Genomic DNA, 21,262 nt, shown 5'->3' on the forward strand with positions numbered 1-21,262 from the left:
GCTTCATGGTGTCACGCGAGGCGGGGTCGCGAGCGCGGGAATGTGGGGGCCGGTGCCGATGTCGACGGCCTCCGGTGTCGCCACATCGACCGGGTCGGTCCAGCCGCCGCCGAGCGCCTTGGCGAGCGCGATGTAATCGGTGGAAATCGCGACCCGGCTCTGCAGTAGCGTGTCCTCGGCGGAATAAAGCGAGCGCTCGGCGTCGAGCACGTCGAGGAAGCTGGATGAGCCGGTCTGGAAGAGCTGGCGCGCCAGTCGCGTCGCGTCGCGGTTGGCTTGGACCGATTCGCTGAGCCGGGAGGCGCGGACGCGCTCCTTGGAAAGCGCCACCAGCGCGTTCTCGACGTCTTCCAGTGCGGTCAGCACGGCGGCGCGGAAGGCGATGTAGGACTGATCGCGCTGGGACTCGGTGACGTCGACGGCGGCGCGCAACTGGCCGCCGTTGAAGATCGGCACGCTGAGCTGCGGGCCCCACGACCAGCCGATGGTCGAGCTCTTGCCGAGGTCGCCCAACTTCTGCGCCGAGGTGGAAATGTTGCCGGTCAGGCTGACGGACGGATAGAGCGCGGCCTCGGCCTCGCCAATTCGCGCCGTCGATTCGGCCAGCCGGCGCTCGGCGGCGCGCACGTCCGGCCGCGACAGCAGCACATCGGCGGGCATGCCGGGTTTCAACGGCAGCCTGGGCGCGGGGATCGCCTTGGCCGTGGCGAGTCGCTGGGTCAGCGCCGCCGGCTCGCGGCCGGTCAGCACGCCGAGGCGATGCACCGCCTCGGCATAGGCGATTTCGAGCGTCGGGATGTTCGATTCGGTGGTGGCGGCCTGGGCGATGGCCTTGGCGACGTCCACTGCCGAGGCGGCGCCGGCCTCGAACTTCGACTTGGTGATGGCGGCGGTCTCGCGCTGCGAGGCGGTGGTGCGGCGGGCCAGCGCGATGCGGGCCTGATAGCCGCGGGCCTCGACATAGTTGACGGCGACGTCGCCGATCAGCGTGAGCAAAGCGGCGTCGAGGTCGTCCCAGGACGCTTCCAGCGAATAGGTGGCAGCCTCGACGTTGCGGCGGTTGCCGCCGAACAGGTCGAGTTCCCACGAGGCGTCGAAGCCGGCCTGATACAGCGTATAAGGCGAGGAGGCGAGGCTGCCGGCGGTATCGGTGGAGGACGAGCCTCGGCTGGACGCCGTCTTGTTGCGGGTGATCGAGGCCGAGCCGTCGACGTTGGGGAACAGCGCGCCAATCGCCTGGCGGCGTAGAGCGCGCGCTTCGCGGACCTTGGCCTTGGCGGTGGCGACGTCGAGATTGCCGGCGACGGCCTCATCGATCAGCGCCGACAGCATCGGGTCGCGCAGGCCGCGCCACCAGCGGATGAGGTCGGTGGCCTGGCTGCCCTGGCCTTTCGGCGCGTTGCCGTATCGTACCGGCATGTCGAGCAGCGGGGTCTGGTAGTCGGGCCCGACGGCGCAGGCAGACACGCCGAAGGCGAGCGCGCCGGCCGTAAGCGCGCGCCGGGTCAGCCGGCTGCGTTGGAGGCTGATTGGCCGCTGGCGTCTCATCTGCACGATCCGGTTCGGCACGATTGCGACATCAACGGCACTCTATCCAGCGGTAAGGGAAGGGCATTTCCAGATCAGAACGGCGACGAGCGCAGGATGGTCCATCGATGCCTGGGACCGGCCCGCCCGCCTTGCTTAGCCGCGGCCGTGGGCTCTGGAAACTTAACGATTTCTAAGATTGGAGGCCGGGTACTGAATCGACACGGCAATTTCCGAGAGATTTCGCGCCGGTTGCCGGTGTGAAGCCAAGCGTTGTGCTGTCGTGCTCCAGGAAGCTAGCGAGCGACGATGGCGCCAGCCAAGCCGGCTTGGCGGCTGCTTTCCAGATTGTGCCGCTCCGCCGCACGCCGGATCGGTGCGGGAGGCGAAAACACCAAGAGGGATGAGACTGTGAGGGGAATGCCGATGCCGCGATGGGCGGCAGTGGCGGGAGTGACGGGGCTCGAACCCGCGACCTCCGGCGTGACAGGCCGGCGCTCTAACCAACTGAGCTACACCCCCGCGATGCTCTTGAGGCACCGCGGTTTCCGCGGGGCCCGCGATGTCGTCGCGAGAGAGCGCCGAAATACGGTCCCTGCATTCTGGCGTCAAGGCCATGTCGGGTTCTTTCGGTGCAAACTTTTCACGGCGTTGGAATCCGGTGGAAAAGTCGGCTGTGTCCCCTGCGCTGCGGTTCCGGTTGAAGACCTGACAGGGGGGACTATATCGATAGCTGATGCCGCGCCGGCGAACGTTCGCCGGCAGCGCAAAGGTTGAAAGGCGCGAGAGAAATTGGAGGCTGCCACGAAGAGCTTGAAGGTGGCTCGCACGATCCGACTCAAGAGTTTGCGGTCTCAGCCTCTCGCAGCTGCGAGGTTAAAAATGCTGCAGCTGCGTGCCGGAGATTTGGCGCCTATGCCTCAATTGTGGGCCAAGTCTCGGATTGTTCTGTCCGCCACCCGCCGTCGCGTGCGATTACCGCTAATCGCGTGCTTGCGGGGGTCGAAGGCGTGCGGTAACCATTCGCCATCGGAAGGCCGCAATCCGCGAGGCCGCCGAGCCTGTCGGAATGCCCGACCGAACCCCCTATATAGGTGGAATCGCCGATGACCGAGCTTCTTGTTGCCTACCTGCCGCTCGTCATCTTCATCGGGCTGTCGCTGGTGATCGGCCTGTTTCTGCTGATTGCGCCGTTCGTGGTCGCATACCAGCAGCCCGATGCTGCCAAGCTGTCAGCCTATGAATGCGGCTTTGACGCCTTCGGCGATGCCCGCATGAAATTCGACGTGCGGTTCTACCTCGTCGCGATCCTGTTCATTATCTTTGATTTGGAAGTGGCGTTCCTGTTCCCGTGGGCGGTCGCGTTTGGCGATCTCGGCCTGTTCGGGTTCTGGTCGATGATGATGTTTCTCGGCGTGCTGACGATCGGCTTCGTCTACGAATGGAAGAAGGGGGCCCTGGAATGGGACTGATGGGCAAGACACCTGCGATTGCCCCGGCGCCCAAGGGCATTCTAGATCCGCGCACCGGCAAGCCGATCGGGTCAGATGACCCGCTGTTCGTCGGCATCAATGACGAGTTGGCGGACAAGGGTTTCGTGGTCACGGCGACGGACGAGCTCATCAACTGGGCGCGGACGGGCTCGTTGATGTGGATGACCTTTGGCTTGGCCTGCTGCGCGGTGGAGATGATCCACGGCGCCATGCCGCGCTACGATTTCGAGCGGTTCGGCTTCGCTCCGCGCGCCTCGCCGCGCCAGTCGGATTGCATCATCGTCGCTGGCACCCTGACCAACAAGATGGCGCCCGCGTTCCGCAGGGTCTACGACCAGATGCCGGAGCCGCGCTATGTGATCTCGATGGGGTCCTGCGCCAACGGCGGCGGGTATTACCACTACTCGTATTCCGTGGTGCGCGGCTGCGACCGCATCGTGCCGGTCGACATCTACGTTCCGGGGTGTCCGCCGACGGCGGAGGCGCTGCTGTACGGCGTGATGTTGCTGCAGAAGAAGATTCGTCGGACAGGGACCATCGAGCGGTGACGAGATATTACGCGGACGGCGGTCTCCTCGACGAGGCGTTGCGGGAAATCGGCGACACGGTGACGGCGGCGCTGCCGGGCGCGGTCACCGGCTATGACATCGCCCTGGGCGAGCTTGCCATCACGGCCGACGCCAGCCGGGTGGTGGAGGTGATCGGGCTGTTGCGCGACCATCCGGGCTGCCGGTTCATCTCCTTCATCGACATCTGCGGTGTCGACTGGCCGTCGCGGGAGAAGCGTTTCGACGTCGTCTACCATCTGTTGTCGCCGCAAAAGAACCTCCGGGTCCGGGTCAAGGTGGCGACCGACGAGTCGACGCCCGTCCCGTCGGTGGTGCCGCTGTTCCCCGGCGCATGCTGGTTCGAACGCGAGGCCTATGACCTTTATGGCATCCTGTTCGAAGGCAACCCCGACTTGCGTCGAATCCTGACCGACTACGGCTTTGACGGGCATCCACTGCGCAAGGATTTCCCGCTCACCGGCTATGTCGAGCTGCGTTGGGACGACGAGCAGAAGCGGGTGGTGTACGAGCCGGTGCGGCTTGACCAGGAGTTCCGCAGTTTCGACTTCTTGTCGCCGTGGGAGGGCACCGACTACGCGTTGCCGGGCGACGAGAAGGCTTCTCGTCCGGGCTGAGGGACGGGCGCTGAGGTCAAGGACAGGCGCTGGGGACAAAGAAAGGCGCTGGGGACAAAGACATGGACGCCGAAGTCACGGCTCGCGATTTCACGATCAACCTGGGTCCGCAGCATCCGTCTGCCCATGGCGTGCTGCGGCTGGTGCTCGACCTCGACGGCGAGGTGATCAAGCGCGCCGATCCGCACATCGGCCTTCTGCACCGCGGCACCGAGAAGCTGATCGAGCACAAGACCTATCTTCAGGCGATTCCCTATTTCGACCGGCTCGACTACGTCTCGCCGCTGAACTGCGAGCACGCCTTCGTGCTGGCGGCCGAGCGCCTGCTGAAGCTCGAGGTGCCCTACCGCGCCCAGTTGATCCGCGTGCTCTATTCGGAGCTGACGCGAATCGCCAACCATCTGATCAATATCGGCTCCCACGCCCTCGACGTCGGTGCGCTGACCCCGCCGCTGTGGGTCTACGAGGAGCGCGAGAAGATCTTCGGCTTCTATGAGCGCGCCTCGGGCGCCCGCATGCACGCGGCCTATTTCCGCGTCGGCGGCGTGCATCAGGATCTGCCGCCGGCATTGATCGACGACATCTACGACTGGTGCGCGCCGTTCCTCGGCGTGGTCGACGATCTCGAAGGGCTTCTCACCGAGAACCGCATCTTCAAGCAGCGCAATGTCGACATCTGCGTCGTCACGCTGGATGAGGCCTGGGCGCGCGGCTTCTCTGGCGTGATGGTGCGCGGCTCCGGCGCGGCGTGGGATTTGCGCAAGGCGCAACCCTATGAGTGCTACGAGGATCTGGAGTTCGACATCCCGGTCGGCAAGAACGGCGACTGCTACGATCGCTACCTGTGCCGCGTGCTGGAGATGCGCGAGTCGGTGCGCATCATCCGGCAGTGCTGCGACAAGCTGAGGAGCCCGGTCGGGGCCGGCCCGGTGAACGCGCGGGACAGCAAGGTGGTGCCGCCGCGGCGCGGCGAGATGAAGCGCTCGATGGAGGCGCTGATCCACCACTTCAAGCTCTACACCGAGGGTTTCCACGTGCCGCCCGGCGAGGTCTACGCCGCGGTCGAGGCGCCCAAGGGCGAGTTTGGCGTCTATCTGATCGCCGACGGCACCAACAAGCCATACCGCTGCAAGATTCGCTCGCCCGGCTTCGCCCATCTGCAGGCGATGGACTATCTCACCAAGGGCCATCTGCTCGCCGACGTCACCGCGGCCATCGCCACCATCGACGTCGTGTTCGGCGAGGTCGACCGATGACCGCGCCGGTGTTGCCAACGCTGCGGTTGACCGTGGCCGACGACAAAGCTGCGGCCGGGTTTAAGCCGGGTTCGACCGAGCGGGGAGAGAATTGAAGCCATGACCGTCCGTCGCCTCGCACCCGCCGAGCAGCAGCCCGCGACGTTCGCCTTCACAGCGGACAATCTCGCCTGGGCCAACAGCCAGATCGCCAAGTATCCCGCAGGCCGGCAGGCGTCGGCGGTGATCGCGCTGCTGTGGCGCGCCCAGGAACAATCCGGCGGCTGGCTGTCGCAGAAGGCGATCGAGTGCGTCGCCGCACTGCTCGACATGCCCAATATCCGGGTGCTGGAGGTCGCAACCTTCTACACCATGTTCAACCTGGAGCCGGTCGGCGAGCACTTCATCCAGGTGTGTGGCACCACGCCGTGCCAGCTGCGCGGCGCCGACGAACTGAAGAAGGTGTGCGAGCGCAAGATCGGCCACGAGCGCCACGTCAGCGCCGATGGCAAGTTTTCGTGGGCCGAGGTCGAGTGCCTCGGCGCCTGCGTCAACGCGCCGATGGTGCAGATCGGCGCCGACTACTTCGAGGACCTCACCACCGCCAGCCTGGAGACCCTGATCGACGATCTCGCCGCTGGCCGCCCGGTTGCGCCGGGGCCGCAGGTCGAGCGCCAATTCTCCGCGCCTATCGGCGGGCCGACCACGCTGACCGGCTGGGCGGCCGACGCCAAGCCGGCCGCGGCCAAGCAGCCCGTGCTGGCCGACGCCGAGGCGAAGCGGCCGGGCGAGGCCGCCAGCGTGCGCGAGTCGCCGGCGCCGAAGAAGCCGTTGAGCGATGCTGCGATGGCCGGGGGCGCGGACAACAAGCCCGCCGGCGCGGGAAGCGAGGGCTGATCAGATGCTGCAGGACAGCGACCGCATCTTCCGCAATCTCTACGGCCAGGACGATTGGGGGCTCGCCGGCGCCCGCGCGCGCGGCGGCTGGGACGGCACGAAAGGGTTCGTCGACAAGGGCCGCGACTGGATCATCAACGAGGTCAAGGCGTCGGGCCTGCGCGGCCGCGGCGGCGCCGGCTTTCCGACCGGGCTCAAATGGTCGTTCATGCCCAAGGTGCCGGACGGCCGGCCGGCCTATCTGGTGGTCAACGCCGACGAGTCCGAGCCCGGCACCTGCAAGGATCGCGAAATCCTGCGCCACGATCCGCATCTCTTGGTCGAGGGCTCGCTGATCGCCGCCTTCGCCATGGGCGCGCACGCCGGCTACATCTATGTGCGCGGCGAGTTCATCCGCGAGCGCGAGCGGCTGCAGGCGGCGGTCGACCAGGCCTATGAGGCACGGCTGATCGGCAAGAACAACGTCCACGGCTGGGACTTCGACCTCTACGTCGTCCACGGCGCCGGCGCCTACATTTGCGGCGAAGAGACCGCGATGCTGGAGAGCATCGAGGGCAAGAAGGGCATGCCGCGGATGAAGCCGCCGTTCCCGGCCAATGTCGGCCTGTACGGCTGCCCGACCACGGTGAACAACGTCGAATCGATCGCGGTGACGCCGGACATTTTGCGGCGCGGCGCGTCGTGGTTCGCCGGCATCGGCCGGCCCAACAACACCGGCACCAAGCTGTTCTGCATCTCCGGCCACGTCAATGCGCCCTGCAACGTTGAGGAGGCGATGGGCGTGCCGTTCCGCGAACTGATCGACAAGCACGCCGGCGGCATCCGCGGCGGCTGGGACAATCTGCTCGCGGTCATCCCCGGCGGCTCGTCGGTGCCGTGCGTGCCGGCGCACGAGATCATCGACACGCCGATGGACTTCGATTCGCTCCGGGCGCTGCGCTCGGGTCTCGGCACCGCGGCGGTGATCGTGATGGACAAGTCCACCGACATCATCCGCGCCATCGCCCGCCTCAGCTATTTCTACAAGCACGAGAGCTGCGGCCAGTGTACGCCGTGCCGCGAGGGCACCGGCTGGATGTGGCGGGTGGTGAGCCGCATGGCCGAGGGAAGAGCCACCAAGCGCGAAATCGACCTGCTGCTCGACGTGTCGAACCAGATCGAGGGCCACACCATCTGCGCGCTGGGCGACGCCGCGGCGTGGCCGGTGCAGGGGCTGATCCGGCATTTCCGCCACGAGATCGAGGCGCGCATCGACGCCTACGCGGCGCGGCCCGATGATGCCGGCGCGCGCCTTGCCGCAGCGGCGGAGTGAGGGCGATGACCGAGGCGCCCGACAACATCATGCGCGTGCTGCTGCGCCGGATCGACGAGCGAACCGATCGTATGGCGCAGGATCTGCATGCCGTCGGCGCTCACATCGAATGTCGCCGCGAACTCTCGGACGCCTAGGGCTGGAACAACAACAATGGCCAAGCTGATCATCGATGGCACCGAGGTCGAGGTTTCGCCCGACGACACCCTGATGCAGGCGTGCGAGGACGCCGGCGCCGAGATTCCGCGCTTCTGCTTCCACGAACGGCTGTCGGTGGCGGGCAACTGCCGCATGTGCCTGGTCGAGGTGAAGGGGCTGCCCAAACCGCAGGCCTCGTGCTCGGTCAATGTGCGCGACCTCCGCCCCGGGCCGAACGGCGAGCCGCCGGTGATCAACACCAAGTCGCCGATGGTGAAGAAGGCTCGCGAAGGGGTGATGGAGTTCCTGCTCATCAATCACCCGCTCGATTGCCCGATCTGCGATCAGGGCGGGGAGTGCGACCTCCAGGACCAGGCGCTGGCCTATGGCGCCGACACCTCGCGCTTTGCGGAGAACAAGCGCGCGGTCGAGGACAAGTATCTCGGCCCGCTGGTGAAGACGGCGATGAACCGCTGCATCCACTGCACGCGGTGCGTCCGCTTCACCACCGAGGTTGCCGGCGTTCCCGACCTCGGCGCCATCGGCCGCGGCGAGGACATGGAGATCACCAGCTATCTCGAGAACGCGATGCGGTCCGAGTTGCAGGGCAACGTGATCGACCTGTGCCCGGTCGGCGCGCTCACCTCCAAACCCTACGCCTTCCACGCCCGGCCGTGGGAGCTCAACAAGACCGAGACCGTCGACGTGATGGACGCGCTGGGTTCGGCCATCCGGGTCGACGTGCGCGGCCGTGAGGTGATGCGCATCCTGCCGCGCACCAACGAAGCGGTGAACGAGGAGTGGATCTCCGACAAGACCCGCTTCATCTGGGATGGCCTCAAGACCCAGCGGCTCGACCGTCCCTACGTGCGGCAGGGTGGCAAGCTGGTGCCGGCGAGTTGGGGCGAGGCGTTCGCGGCGATCAATGCCAAGGTGAAGGCGGCCCCGGCGGCGCGGATCGGCGCCCTGGTCGGCGACCTCGCCTCGGTCGAGGAGGCGTTTGCCCTCAAGGATCTGCTGTCCCGGCTCGGCTCGGCCAATCTCGACTGCCGGCAGGACGGCGCGGCGCTCGACCCCGCGGCCGGCCGCGCCACCTATCTGTTCAACCCCGGTATTGCCGGGATCGAGGACGCCGACGCGCTGCTGGTCGTTGGCTCCAACCCGCGCCGCGAGGCGCCGGTGCTCAACGCCCGCATCCGCAAGCGCTGGCGGATGGGTGGCTTCCCGGTCGGCGTGATCGGGGAGGCGGCGGACCTGACCTATGACGCCCAGCATCTCGGCGCCGGGCCGGAGACGCTGGTGGAGATTGCGAGCGGCCGGCATCCGTTCGCCGCGGTGCTCAAGGCGGCGGCGCGGCCGATGGTTCTGCTCGGGCAGGGCGCCTTGACCCGCTCCGACGGTGCGGCGGTGGCGGCGCTGGCGGCCAAGGTCGCGGTCGCCGCCGGTGCGGTGACCGGGGATTGGAACGGCTATGCGGTGCTGCACACCGCGGCGAGCCGGGTCGGCGCGCTCGATCTCGGCTGCGTGCCGGGACCGGGCGGGCTCAACACCGCCGATATGCTGAAGCCTGGCGCGCTCGACGTGCTGTTCTTGCTCGGCGCCGACGAGGTCGAGGTGCCGGCGGGGGCGTTCGTGGTCTATGTCGGCAGCCATGGCGACCGCGGTGCTCACCGCGCCGACGTCATCCTGCCAGGGGCGGCCTATACCGAGAAGTCCGGCACCTACGTCAATACCGAGGGCCGGGTGCAGTTCGGCTCGCGCGCCAGCTTCGCGCCCGGCGACGCCCGCGAGGATTGGGCGATCCTGCGCGCGCTGTCGGAGCTGCTGGGGCATACGCTGCCCTACGACACGCTCGGCGCGCTGCGGGCGGCGGTGGCGGCGGATTATCCGCGCATGATGCGGCTCGACGAGGTGGACGCGGCCGAGGCCGGCGCCATAACCGAACTGGCCGCCAAGGGCGGTGCCATCGATGAGGCGCCATTCCGAAGCGCGATCGCCGACTTCTATCTCACCAACCCGATCGCGCGGGCATCCAAGGTGATGGCCGAGTGCTCGAGCCTGGCCGCTGACCGCGTGCGGCTGGCGGCGGAATGAGGGATGACATGACCTGGCTCGACACCGCTCTCCAGATCCTGCTCATCGCCCTGCACAGCCTCGCGGTGCTGGTGCTGCTGCTCGTCTTCATCGCCTTCATCCTGCTCGCCGACCGCAAGATCTGGGCGGCCGTGCAACTGCGCAAGGGGCCGAACGTGGTCGGACCCTGGGGGCTGTGGCAATCGTTCGCCGACTTCATCAAGTTCATGACCAAGGAGCCGGTGATCCCCTCCGGCGCCAACAAGGGTGTGTTCCTGATCGCGCCGCTGGTGTCGTGCGTCTTGGCGCTGGCGGCCTGGGCGGTGATCCCGGTTGACGCAAAATGGGCGGTCGCCGACATCAATGTCGGCATCCTTTACATTTTCGCCATCTCCTCGCTCGGCGTCTACGGCATCATCATGGGTGGCTGGGCGTCGAACTCGAAGTATCCCTTCCTCGGCAGCCTGCGCTCGGCGGCGCAGATGGTGAGCTATGAGGTGTCGATCGGTTTCGTCATCATCACCGTCCTGCTGTGCGTCGGGTCGTTGAACCTGCAGGACATCGTGTTCGCCCAGCGCGACCATGGCCTCGCCAGCCTTCTCGGCGTGCCGTGGGCGACGGTGCTGAACTGGTTCTGGCTGCCGCTGTTCCCGATGTTCGTGGTGTTCTTCATCTCGGCGCTGGCGGAGACCAACCGGCCGCCGTTCGACCTGCCGGAGGCGGAGTCCGAACTGGTCGCCGGCTTCATGGTCGAATACTCATCCACGCCCTATCTGTTGTTCATGCTGTCCGAGTACGTGGCGATCATGACCATGTGCGCGCTGACCACCATCCTGTTCCTGGGCGGATGGCTGCCGCCGCTGGACTTGCCGCCGTTCACCTACGTGCCGGGGGTGGTGTGGTTCGTGCTGAAGCTGTCGCTGGTGTTCTTCATGTTCGCGATGGTGAAGGCGTTCGTGCCGCGCTACCGCTACGACCAGCTAATGCGGCTGGGCTGGAAGGTGTTCCTGCCGCTGTCACTGGCGATGGTGGTGGTGGTGGCCGGCGTGCTGCAGACCATGGGGTGGGCGCCATGACGGAGCACCGCCGGGCGGGAGAGGGACATGGCCGAAATGGACGTGGCCAATCTTGTGTCGCTGCCGGGGCTGATCGGCGCGGCGATGGGCCTGTTGCTGGGCCTGCTCAATTACGGCGTGGTGGTCGCGTTCGTGGAAGCGCGGCTCAGGGCGCTCGATCGCTCGGCCAGCCCGGCGGAAAAGCTGGACTTCGAGCGGCGCGTCGCCTTGATGCGTCGGATCATCCTGGTGGTGGACGCCGCTGCCTTTGCATCGGTCGGCTATCTGTTCGGCCGGACGCTGGGGGGATGACGGCGACTTGGCGAGAGGGGAGCGGATCATGAGGTTGGACCAGGCGGCCCGCTCGGTGTTTCTGTCGGAGTTCGTTTCGGCGTTCTTCCTGTCGATGCGCTATTTCTTCCGGCCGAAGGCGACCATCAACTACCCGTTCGAGAAGATGAGCCTCAGCCCGCGCTTTCGCGGCGAGCACGCGCTGCGCCGCTATCCCAACGGGGAGGAGCGCTGCATCGCCTGCAAGCTGTGCGAGGCGATCTGTCCGGCCCAGGCCATCACCATCGAGGCGGGGCCGCGCCGCAACGACGGCACGCGCCGCACCACGCGCTACGACATCGACATGGTGAAGTGCATCTATTGCGGCTTCTGCCAGGAGGCGTGCCCGGTCGATGCCATCGTCGAAGGGCCGAACTTTGAGTTCGCCACCGAGACGCGCGAAGAGCTCTATTACGACAAGGAACGGCTGCTCGCGAACGGCGAGCGCTGGGAACGGGAAATCGCCCGCAACATCAGTCTCGACGCGCCGTACCGGTAAGCGCGAGGCGGGTCGGGGCGAGCGAAGGAAAGGGTCCGGCGTTGGCGCCGGGCATCGGGGGAGCCGAATGGGGTTTGCCGCAGCCTTTTTCTATCTTTTCGCGGGTATTGCCGTGGCCTCCGCCTTTCTGGTGGTGGTGGCGCGCAATCCCGTGCACTCGGTGCTGTGGCTGATCCTGACCTTCGTCAACGGGGCAGGACTGTTCATTCTGCTCGGCGCCGAATTCCTCGCCATGATCCTGGTCGTCGTCTATGTCGGCGCGGTGGCGGTGCTGTTCCTGTTCGTGGTGATGATGCTCGACGTCGACTTCGCCGAGTTGAAACAGGGCGCATTGCAATATCTGCCGATCGGGACGCTGGTCGGGCTGGTGTTCCTGGTCGAGCTGGTTCTCGTTGTCAGCACCTGGGCGGTCGGGCCGGGCGTGTCGGGTGCCATCAAGGTGCCGATCCAGGGCGCCGAGCTCACCAACACCGCGGCGCTCGGCCACGTGCTCTACACCCACTACGTCTATTTCTTCCAGGCATCCGGGCTGATCCTGCTGGTGGCGATGATCGGCGCCATCGTGCTGACGCTGCGCCATAAGCCGGGCATCCGGCGCCAGAATATCGCCGAGCAGATTGCGCGCGGGCCGGCCGACGCGGTCGAGATGCGCAAGGTCAAATCGCGGGAGGGGGTTTAAGTCATGGCCGTCGGTCTGTCGCACTACCTCATCCTGGCGGCGATGCTGTTCACCATCGGCACGGTGGGCATCTTCCTCAATCGGAAGAACGTCATCGTCATCTTGATGTCGATCGAGCTGATCCTGCTGTCGGTGAACATCAATCTCGTCGCGTTCTCGGCCTTCCTCGGCGATCTGGTCGGCCAGGTGTTCGCGCTGTTCGTGCTGACCGTCGCTGCGGCCGAGGCGGCCATCGGTCTTGCGATCCTCGTCGTCTTCTTCCGCAACCGCGGCTCGATTGCGGTCGAGGACGTCAACATGATGAAGGGGTGAGGGGATGTACCAGCTTATCGTCTTCCTCCCGCTCCTCGGCTGTGTGATCGCCGGCCTGTTCGGCCGCGTGATCGGCTCGCGCCCGTCCGAGATCGTCACCACCGCCTTGGTCGGCGTCTCGGCGCTGCTGTCGTGGATCGCCTTCTTCAACGTCGGCTACGACGGTGAAAGCGGCCGCATCCTGGTGTCCACCTGGATCGAGGCCGGCAGCTTCAAGGCCGACTGGGCATTCCGCATCGACACGCTGACGGTGGTGATGCTGGTGGTGGTCAACACCGTCTCGGCACTGGTCCATTTCTATTCGATCGGCTACATGGCCGACGACCCGCATCGCCCGCGTTTCTTTTCGTACCTGTCGCTGTTCACCTTCGCCATGCTGATGCTGGTGACGTCGGACAACCTGGTGCAGATGTTCTTCGGCTGGGAGGGCGTTGGCCTCGCCAGCTATCTCCTGATCGGGTTCTGGTATCTCAAGCCCTCAGCCAACGCGGCCGCCATCAAGGCGTTCCTCGTCAATCGCGTTGGCGACTTCGGCTTCGCGCTCGGCATCTTCGCCATCTTCTGGATGGTGGGCTCGACCGACTTCACCACCATCTTCGCCCAGGTGCCGACGCTGCAGGACAAGGTCATTGCGGTGGCCGGCGTTCCATTCGACGCGCTGACGCTGATCTGCCTCCTTCTGTTCATGGGGGCGATGGGCAAATCGGCGCAGTTCCTGCTGCACACCTGGCTGCCGGACGCGATGGAGGGCCCGACCCCGGTGTCGGCGCTGATCCATGCTGCGACCATGGTCACCGCCGGGGTGTTCATGGTGGCCCGGCTGTCGCCGCTGTTCGAGCTGGCCCCGACCGCGCAGGAAGTCGTCATCCTGGTCGGTGCCACCACGGCGTTCTTCGCCGCCACGGTCGGCCTCGTTCAGAACGACATCAAGCGCATCGTCGCCTATTCGACCTGCTCGCAGCTCGGCTACATGTTCGTGGCGATGGGGGTGGGGGCCTATTCGGTAGGCATGTTCCACCTGTTTACCCACGCCTTCTTCAAGGCGCTGCTGTTCCTCGGCTCGGGCGCGGTGATCATCGCCATGCACCACGAGCAGGATGTGCGGAAGATGGGCGGCCTGCGCAAGGCGATCCCGTTCACCTACGCCATGATGGTGATCGGCACGCTGGCGCTGACCGGCTTTCCGTTCACCGCCGGGTACTATTCCAAGGACGCCATCGTGGAGTCGGCGTTTGTCTCGCACGCGGCGCTGTCCGGCTACGGCTTCTGGATGCTGGTGATCGCGGCGGCGCTGACGTCGTTCTATTCGTGGCGACTGGTGTTCCTCACCTTCCACGGCGCGCCGCGCTTCGTCGCCGCGGACGGCCACCATGGCCATGGCGATCACGGCCACCATGGCGTCAGCCGCATCGAGGATGTTCACGAGGCGCCGAAGACGATGCTGCTGCCGCTGCTGGTTCTGGCGGTGGGGGCGCTCGGTGCCGGGTTCGCGTTCTACCCGGTGTTCGTCGACCAACACGGCGTCGCCGAGTTCTTTCGTGACTCGATTTCGCTGAGCAAGCTCGGGCTGCTCGAGGAGATGCACCACGCCCCGGCTTTGGTGGTGTTCGCGCCGACCATCGCGATGGCGGCGGGACTCGCGGTGGCCGTGCTGTTCTACCTGGTGTCGCCGGGGTTGCCGGTTGCGCTCGCCCGCAGCATGCGGCCGCTCTATCTGTTCCTGCTCAACAAGTGGTACTTCGACGAGCTTTATGACGTGATCTTCGTGCGGGCTGCGAAGCGGCTTGGCCGCTTCCTGTGGAAGCAGGGCGACGGCGCGGTGATCGACGGGCTGGGGCCGGACGGCATCGCCGCCCGCGTGCTCGACACCACCGACCGGGTGGTGCGGCTGCAGACCGGCTATCTCTATCACTATGCCTTCGCGATGCTGATCGGGCTCGCGGCGCTGGTGACGTGGTTCATGTTCGCCGGGGGAGTGCGCTGATGTCGGGCTGGCCGATCCTTTCCGTCGTCACCTTCCTGCCGCTGGTCGGCGCGCTGTTCATCCTGATGCTGCGCGGCGACGACGAGACGACCTACAGCAACGCCCGCTGGGTGGCGCTGTGGACCACGCTGGTCACCTTCGCGGTGTCGCTCGTTCTGCTCGTTCAGTTCGATGCCAGCTCGCCGGAGTTCCAGTTCGTCGAAAAGCGGCCGTGGCTCGGCGACACCATCCAGTATCAGATGGGCGTCGACGGCATCGCGCTGCCGTTCGTCATCCTCACCACCTTCTTGACGCCGATCTGCATCGTGGCGAGCTGGTCCTCGATCTCGAAGCGCGTCAAGGAATACATGGTGGCGTTCCTGGTGCTCGAGACCTTGATGATCGGCACCTTCTGCGCGCTCGATCTTGTGCTCTTCTACATCTTCTTCGAAGGCACACTGATCCCGATGTTCCTGATCATCGGCATCTGGGGCGGACCGCGGCGCATCTACGCCACGTTCAAGTTCTTTCTTTATACCTTCCTCGGCGCGCTGTTGATGCTGCTCGGCATCATGGCGATGTACTGGCAGGCTGGAACCACCGACATCCGCGCGCTGCAGGCGTTTCAGTTCGCGCCGTCGCTACAGATGTGGCTGTGGCTGGCGTTCTTCGCGTCGTTCGCGGTCAAGCTGCCGATGTGGCCGGTGCACACTTGGCTGCCGGACGCCCACGTCGAGGCGCCGACCGCCGGCTCGGTGGTGCTGGCGGCGATCCTTCTGAAGATGGGCGGCTATGGCTTCATCCGCTTCTCGATCCCGATGTTCCCCGACGCCAGCGAGTATTTCACGCCGCTGGTGTTCACGCTGTCGGTGATCGCGATCGTCTACACTTCCCTGGTCGCGCTGATGCAGGAGGATATGAAGAAGCTGATCGCCTACTCGTCGGTGGCGCACATGGGCTTCGTCACCCTTGGCATCTTCTCGGGCACCGAGCAGGGCATGCAGGGCGCGGTGTTCCAGATGGTGTCGCACGGCCTAGTGTCGGGCGCGCTGTTCCTCTGTGTCGGTGTGATCTACGACCGCATGCACACCCGCGAGATTGCCGCCTATGGCGGGCTGGTCAACCGCATGCCGCTCTATGCCGCGGTGTTCATGGTGTTCACGCTGGCCAATGTCGGGCTGCCCGGCACCTCCGGCTTCGTCGGCGAGTTCCTGACGCTGGTCGGTGCCTTCCACGCTAACACCACGGCGACGTTCGTCGCGGCGCTGGGGCTGATCCTGTCGGCGTGCTATGCGCTGTGGCTCTACCGTCGGGTGATCTTCGGCGTGCTCGACAAGCCTCAGCTTGCGATGATCACCGATCTCAACGCCCGTGAAATCGTCACGCTGGCGCCGTTGGTGGTGCTGACTGTGGTGTTCGGGTTCTGGCCGCTTCCGGTGCTCGACACCTCGGCCGTCGCGGTGAAGGGCGTCGTCCAGGGCTATCTGCAGGCGCTTGGCGCGGCGGCGGCCCCGGTTGTCGCCGGGTTCTAAAGGAGAAGGTCGGTCATGGTCGCCGCGATACCCGCCCTCACGCCGGCGCTGCCGGAGATCGTGCTCGCGCTGGGTGCGCTGGTGCTGCTGCTGTTCGGCGCGTTCCGCGGCGAGCGGTCGGCCGGCGTCATCAGCGGCGCCTCGCTGGCGGTGCTGCTGGTTGCGGCCGTGCTGGTGTCGCAGACCGGAACGGGCCGGGTCGAGACCTTTGGCGGCTCCTTCGTCGTCGACGACTTCGCGCGATTCCTGAAAGTGCTGGCCTTCGTGTCGTCAGCGGTGGCGCTGGCGATGTCGGCCAACCATTTCCGCGCCGAGAACAACGTTCGCTTCGAATATCCCGTGCTGATCCTGCTCTCGACCTGCGGCATGGGCATGGTGATCTCGGCCAACGACCTGATCGCGCTCTATCTCGGCTTCGAATTGATGAGCCTTGCGCTTTACGTCGTCGCCGCGATTAATCGCGATTCGCTGCGCTCGACCGAGGCGGGTCTGAAGTATTTCGTGCTCGGGGCGCTGTCGTCCGGCATGCTGTTGTACGGGGCCTCGCTGGTCTATGGCTTCACCGGCACGGTGAGCTTCGCCGGCATCGCCCAGGCGTCGGCGGCCGCGCCGCCGGATGAAGCCACCTTTGCCAGTCTTGGGCTGATCGTCGGCCTCGTCTTCATTTTCGCCGGGCTGTGCTTCAAGGTGTCGGCGGTGCCGTTCCATATGTGGACGCCGGACGTCTACGAGGGCGCGCCGACCCCGGTCACAGCCTTTTTCGCCGCGGCGCCGAAGGTTGCCGGCATGGCGATCTTCGTGCGGGTGGCGGTCGACGCCTTCCCCGGCATCACCCCGGCGTGGCAGCAAATCGTGGTGTTCGTCTCGATCGCCTCGATGACGCTCGGTGCGTTTGCCGCGATCGGCCAGACCAACATCAAGCGGCTGATGGCCTATTCGTCGATCAGCCACATGGGCTTCGCGCTGATGGGTCTGGCCGCCGGCAATGCCCTCGGGGTCACCAGCGTTCTGGTCTATATCGCCATCTATGCCGCGATGACGTTGGGTTCGTTCGCCGCCATCCTGGCGATGCGGCGCGAGGGCGGCCCGGTCGAGGATATCGCCGACCTCGCCGGTCTTGCCCGCACCCGCCCGGCGATGGCGCTGCTGTTCGGGGCGCTGCTGTTCTCGCTGGCCGGGGTGCCGTGGTTCGCCGGCTTCTTCGCCAAGTTCTACGTCTTTCTCGCCGCCATCGAGGCCGACCTCTACGTCCTGGCGGTGATCGGTGCGTTGGCGAGCGTGGTCGGCGCCTACTACTACCTTCGCATCGTCAAAGTGATGTATGTCGACGAGCCCAACGGCGTGTTCGTGCCGATGAGCGGCGAGCTCAAGGCGGTGCTCGGGGTGGCGGGGCTGTTTGTCTCGTTCTACTTCGTGTATCCCTCGGCGCTGGCGGACGCGGCTGCGGTCGCAGCCAAGTCGTTGTTCTAGAGCATTCCCGGCAGGACTGGATTGCGGTTTTGCGAGAGATAATGCGATAGATCAAGGGTTTAGAGTGACTGCGTGATCCAGCTGGATCGGCAGGCGCTCGAGTTTGTCGGTCCGAGCGTTGCCGAAGGATGAGTCGCGTCGATGGGGTTTGGTGAGTCTCCGGGCGAGGGAACGCCCGTTCTGGCCCTCGACGAGGTTGGCTCCACCAATACCGAGGCGTTGGCGCGGGCACGGGAGGGCCAGTTCGGGCCGCTGTGGATTTCGGCCCGGCGACAGACCGGTGGCCGCGGCCGGCGCGGACGGGTGTGGGCGTCGGAGCCCGGCAATCTCTACGCCAGCTTGCTGCTCACTGACCCGGCGCCGTCCGAGGTCTGCCCGCAGCTCTGTTTCGTCGCCGGCCTCGCGCTGCATGACGCGGTCGGCGCGCTGTGTGGGCTGGAGGCGCCGCGGCTGGCGCTGAAATGGCCGAACGACCTGATGCTCGACGGCGCCAAGTGCGCCGGCATCTTGGTCGAGGGCGAAGTGGCGCCGGCCGGGCGGCCGCTGGCGGTGGTGATCGGCTTTGGCGTCAACTGCGCTCACCATCCGGACGACACGCCATATCAGGCGATCGATCTTGCCGCGGCCGCCGGGCGCACCATCGCGCCGGCGGTGCTGCTGTCGGCGCTGGATGCGGCGATGGCGGTTCGCCTTGGCGAGTGGCGGGGCGGCAGCGCATTCGCGACCACCCGCGCGCACTGGCTGCAGCGGGCCGGCAGGGTCGGCCAGCCGGTCACGGTGCGGACCGGCACGGAGGTGGTGGAGGGCCGGTTCGAAACGCTGGACGGCGACGGCGCGATGGTCTTGCTGCGGCAGGACGGCTCGCGGACCCGCATCGGCACCGGTGAGATTCTGCCGTTCGTTGGACGGGCCGATCCGACCAGGTCGGACCGGTCGCCCTAGAGCTTCATCCGACCTGACCGCACCAGGTCGGATGAAGCTCTAGGTCTTTGTAATTTCGCATTTTCTTTCGCACAACCGGATCCCACTTGTGCGGAAAATGCTCTAGTACCAACGGCCCTGGTTGCGGACGCAGGGGGCCGTTGAAGCTCGCAGATTTTCGTCCTTGAAATCAATGATTTCACGGAAATCTACGATCGGAACCAGCGGCCGGCTGCCGCCGCCGTTGGTATGAGGTTTGGTTCACGCATTTTCCGTCGCAAGGCGAGTATCGCCTTGCGGAAAGTGCTTCAGGATGCAGGAGGCCCGGGCATGACCAAGGGCGAAGCCGAACTGGTTTTCGTGCCGCTGGGTGGCGTCGGCGAAATCGGTATGAATTTCGGGCTCTACGGCTTCGGCCAGGGCCGGCGTCGCCAGTGGCTGGCGGTCGATTGCGGTGTCGCCTTTGCCAATGAGCTGTTGCCGGGCATCGACCTCATCCTGCCCGACGTCCGCTTCATCGAGGAGGAGCGGAAGAATCTGCTCGGGATCGTCATCACCCACGGTCACGAGGATCATATCGGCGCGCTCGCCGAGCTGTGGCGGCGGCTTCAGGCGCCGGTCTACACCACCCCGTTTACCGCCCAGCTCCTCACCATCCGCCGCCTGCAGGATCCCGGCGCGCCCGACATCCCGATCAAGGTGCTGCCGGTCGGCGGCCACGTCTCGCTCGGGCCGTTCGAGGTCGATTTCATTCCGGTCGCCCACTCGATTCCGGAAAGCCACGCGCTGGCGATCAAGACGCCGCTCGGCACCGTGCTTCACACCGGCGACTGGAAGATCGACCCGACCCCGGTGGCGGGCTCCACCACCGACGAGGCGCGGTTTCGCGCGCTGGGCGATGCCGGCGTGCTGGCGATGGTGGCGGATTCGACCAATTCCGTCCGGGGCGGGCGATCGCCGTCAGAGGCCGACGCCGGCGCCAATCTGGCCAAGGTGATCGCCGAGGCAAAGGGGCGGGTGGCGGTCACCACCTTTGCCTCCAATGTCGGGCGCATGGTTTCGGTCGGCCGGGCGGCGGCGGCGGCCGGGCGCGAGGTCGTGTTGGTCGGCCGCGCCATGGATCGCGTCGCCATGGTTGCCCGCGAACTCGGCTACCTGGAGGGGGTGCCGCCGTTCCGCTCGGTCGATACCTACGGCTACCTGCCGCGCGACAAGGTGGTCGCGCTGATCACCGGGAGCCAGGGCGAGCCGCGCGCGGCGCTCTCCCGCATCGCGCTCGACGAGCATCCCGACATCGCGCTGTCGCCGGGCGACACGGTTGTTTTTTCCGCCAGGGCCATTCCCGGCAACGAGATCGGCATCAGCCGCATCATCAACGCGCTGATCCGCCAGGGCGTCGAGGTCATCACCGACCGCACCCACATGATCCACGTCTCCGGCCACCCGCGGCGCGAAGAGATGGCCGACATGCTGCGCTGGGTGCGGCCGCGCATTCTGCTGCCGGTGCACGGCGAGGCGCTGCACATGCACGAGCACGCCGTGCTGGCGCGGGAGGTTGGGGTTCCCGAGGTGGTGCGGTGCGGCAATGGCGACGTGGTGCGGTTGGCGCCGGGGCCGGCCGAGGTGGTCGACGAGGTGCCGGCAGCGCGGCTCTACAAGGACGGCAAGGTGCTGATCGAGGATGCCTCGCGCACCATTGCCGACCGCCGCAAGCTGTCGTTCGTCGGCATCGTCACGGTGGCGCTGGCGCTTTCCGACAAGGGCGAGCTGGCAGGCGATCCGCGCAGCGAGGTGATCGGCCTGCCGGAGCGCGCCACCGACGGGCGCACCTTTGTGTCGATCGTCGACGAGGCGGTGATGGAGACCTTCGACACGCTGCCGCGGGCGCGGCGGCGCGACCCGCGCGCGGTCGAGGAATCGATCATCCGCGGCGTGCGCGGTACGGTCGCGGAGGCATGGGGCAAGAAGCCGATTGTGCGCGTGCTGGTGGTGCAAGTATGAGGTTCGGGGCGACCGCCTGAACCGTCAGCGTCGCCGTCGAATGATCCTGGACCGTCACGGGAGGAAGAAATGATCGGCCGATTGAATCACGTCGCCATCGCGGTCAAGGACATCAAGGCCGCGTCCGCCGTCTACCGCGACACCCTCGGCGCCGAGGTTTCCGACGTGCTGCCGCAGCCCGAGCACGGCGTGAACGTGGTGTTCATCACCCTGCCCAACACCAAGGTGGAACTGCTGGAGCCGCTCGGCGACAACTCGCCGATCGCCAAGTTTCTGGAGAAGAGCCCGGACGGCGGCATCCACCACATCTGCTACGAGGTCGAGGACATCCTTGCCGCCCGCGACCAGCTGAAGGCGGCCGGCGCGCGGGTGCTGGGCAACGGTGACCCCAAGATCGGCGCCCACGGCAAGCCGGTGCTGTTCCTGCACCCCAAGGATTTCCTCGGCACGCTGGTCGAGCTGGAGCAGGCGTAACGCGGTTTTCGGAAGATCACGCCCTGATCTCCAAAGCGGTCCCGTCGCGGATTCCGGTCTGGTAACGGGGTTTTCGAAAGACCGGCGTGTCGCTCGAAGGCTTGAACGGCCGGAAACCGTGTGACGGATCGCGGTTCCGGCGCCGGCATTTGCGGTGATACCGAGGCC

Annotated in this window: 20 protein-coding genes and 1 tRNA gene; 19 read left to right on the top strand and 2 right to left on the bottom strand. The window is 66.3% G+C overall.

From position 1 onward, the window contains the following. Window positions 1-3 precede the first annotated feature (3 nt). Window positions 4-1,548, bottom strand: coding sequence for an efflux transporter outer membrane subunit (locus BVIR_RS06400; protein ID WP_055036944.1), 1,545 nt, complete (start codon window positions 1,546-1,548; stop codon window positions 4-6). A 424-nt stretch (window positions 1,549-1,972) separates the two neighbouring features. Beyond that, window positions 1,973-2,049: transfer RNA gene (locus tag BVIR_RS06405), tRNA-Asp, on the bottom strand. A gap of 584 nt (window positions 2,050-2,633) precedes the next feature. Between BVIR_RS06405 and BVIR_RS06410 the strand changes: the two genes are divergently transcribed. From BVIR_RS06410 to mce, 19 genes are all read left to right on the top strand, one after another. Further along, window positions 2,634-2,999: an NADH-quinone oxidoreductase subunit A gene (locus BVIR_RS06410; RefSeq protein WP_055036945.1), complete on the top strand. Its 366-nt coding sequence runs from the start codon at window positions 2,634-2,636 to the stop codon at window positions 2,997-2,999. Continuing rightward, a complete protein-coding gene (locus BVIR_RS06415) occupies window positions 2,969-3,568 on the top strand; it encodes a NuoB/complex I 20 kDa subunit family protein (protein WP_145912050.1) in 600 nt (199 codons plus the stop codon). Before BVIR_RS06410 ends, BVIR_RS06415 begins: the two co-directional genes overlap by 31 nt. Next, window positions 3,565-4,203, top strand: coding sequence for an NADH-quinone oxidoreductase subunit C (locus tag BVIR_RS06420; protein ID WP_055036947.1), 639 nt, complete (start codon window positions 3,565-3,567; stop codon window positions 4,201-4,203). The genes BVIR_RS06415 and BVIR_RS06420 overlap by 4 nt, the downstream gene beginning before the upstream one ends. Before the next feature lie 62 nt (window positions 4,204-4,265). Continuing rightward, entirely contained in the window at window positions 4,266-5,459 is a 1,194-nt protein-coding gene (locus BVIR_RS06425; protein ID WP_055036948.1) for an NADH-quinone oxidoreductase subunit D, read from the top strand. Window positions 5,460-5,558: 99 nt separating this feature from the next. After that, on the top strand, window positions 5,559-6,335 hold the full coding sequence (gene nuoE / locus BVIR_RS06430) for an NADH-quinone oxidoreductase subunit NuoE (protein WP_055036949.1): 777 nt from the start codon (window positions 5,559-5,561) through the stop codon (window positions 6,333-6,335). Window positions 6,336-6,339: 4 nt separating this feature from the next. After that, window positions 6,340-7,647 (top strand): NADH-quinone oxidoreductase subunit NuoF, encoded by a 1,308-nt coding sequence (gene nuoF, locus BVIR_RS06435; RefSeq protein WP_055036950.1) that lies wholly within the window; start codon window positions 6,340-6,342, stop codon window positions 7,645-7,647. A 5-nt stretch (window positions 7,648-7,652) separates the two neighbouring features. Next, entirely contained in the window at window positions 7,653-7,784 is a 132-nt protein-coding gene (locus BVIR_RS17305; RefSeq protein ID WP_257720208.1) for a hypothetical protein, read from the top strand. Between the two features lie 16 nt (window positions 7,785-7,800). Then, complete coding sequence (nuoG, locus tag BVIR_RS06440; protein WP_055036951.1) at window positions 7,801-9,879, top strand: NADH-quinone oxidoreductase subunit NuoG; 2,079 nt, start codon at window positions 7,801-7,803, stop codon at window positions 9,877-9,879. Between the two features lie 8 nt (window positions 9,880-9,887). After that, on the top strand, window positions 9,888-10,934 hold the full coding sequence (gene nuoH / locus BVIR_RS06445) for an NADH-quinone oxidoreductase subunit NuoH (RefSeq protein ID WP_171841652.1): 1,047 nt from the start codon (window positions 9,888-9,890) through the stop codon (window positions 10,932-10,934). A 27-nt stretch (window positions 10,935-10,961) separates the two neighbouring features. Beyond that, window positions 10,962-11,225 (top strand): hypothetical protein, encoded by a 264-nt coding sequence (locus tag BVIR_RS06450; RefSeq protein ID WP_055036953.1) that lies wholly within the window; start codon window positions 10,962-10,964, stop codon window positions 11,223-11,225. Window positions 11,226-11,253: 28 nt separating this feature from the next. Next, the gene (gene nuoI, locus BVIR_RS06455) at window positions 11,254-11,742 is read left to right on the top strand and encodes an NADH-quinone oxidoreductase subunit NuoI (RefSeq protein ID WP_055036954.1); all 489 of its coding nucleotides are present in this window, start codon (window positions 11,254-11,256) and stop codon (window positions 11,740-11,742) included. Window positions 11,743-11,809: 67 nt separating this feature from the next. Next, the gene (locus BVIR_RS06460; RefSeq protein ID WP_055036955.1) at window positions 11,810-12,421 is read left to right on the top strand and encodes an NADH-quinone oxidoreductase subunit J; all 612 of its coding nucleotides are present in this window, start codon (window positions 11,810-11,812) and stop codon (window positions 12,419-12,421) included. Window positions 12,422-12,424: 3 nt separating this feature from the next. Beyond that, on the top strand, window positions 12,425-12,733 hold the full coding sequence (gene nuoK, locus BVIR_RS06465) for an NADH-quinone oxidoreductase subunit NuoK (protein WP_055036956.1): 309 nt from the start codon (window positions 12,425-12,427) through the stop codon (window positions 12,731-12,733). Window positions 12,734-12,737: 4 nt separating this feature from the next. Then, complete coding sequence (nuoL, locus tag BVIR_RS06470; RefSeq protein ID WP_055036957.1) at window positions 12,738-14,717, top strand: NADH-quinone oxidoreductase subunit L; 1,980 nt, start codon at window positions 12,738-12,740, stop codon at window positions 14,715-14,717. Further along, a complete protein-coding gene (locus BVIR_RS06475; protein WP_055036958.1) occupies window positions 14,717-16,228 on the top strand; it encodes an NADH-quinone oxidoreductase subunit M in 1,512 nt (503 codons plus the stop codon). The genes nuoL and BVIR_RS06475 overlap by 1 nt, the downstream gene beginning before the upstream one ends. Window positions 16,229-16,243: 15 nt before the next feature. Further along, window positions 16,244-17,698: an NADH-quinone oxidoreductase subunit NuoN gene (gene nuoN, locus BVIR_RS06480; RefSeq protein ID WP_055036959.1), complete on the top strand. Its 1,455-nt coding sequence runs from the start codon at window positions 16,244-16,246 to the stop codon at window positions 17,696-17,698. A gap of 141 nt (window positions 17,699-17,839) precedes the next feature. Then, entirely contained in the window at window positions 17,840-18,640 is an 801-nt protein-coding gene (locus BVIR_RS06485) for a biotin--[acetyl-CoA-carboxylase] ligase (RefSeq protein WP_055036960.1), read from the top strand. Between the two features lie 309 nt (window positions 18,641-18,949). After that, window positions 18,950-20,620 (top strand): ribonuclease J, encoded by a 1,671-nt coding sequence (locus BVIR_RS06490; RefSeq protein WP_055036961.1) that lies wholly within the window; start codon window positions 18,950-18,952, stop codon window positions 20,618-20,620. Between the two features lie 69 nt (window positions 20,621-20,689). Then, the gene (gene mce / locus BVIR_RS06495; RefSeq protein WP_055036962.1) at window positions 20,690-21,094 is read left to right on the top strand and encodes a methylmalonyl-CoA epimerase; all 405 of its coding nucleotides are present in this window, start codon (window positions 20,690-20,692) and stop codon (window positions 21,092-21,094) included. The last annotated feature ends 168 nt before the right edge of the window (window positions 21,095-21,262 follow it).

Source organism: Blastochloris viridis, assembly GCF_001402875.1.
Lineage (GTDB): Bacteria > Pseudomonadota > Alphaproteobacteria > Rhizobiales > Xanthobacteraceae > Blastochloris > Blastochloris viridis.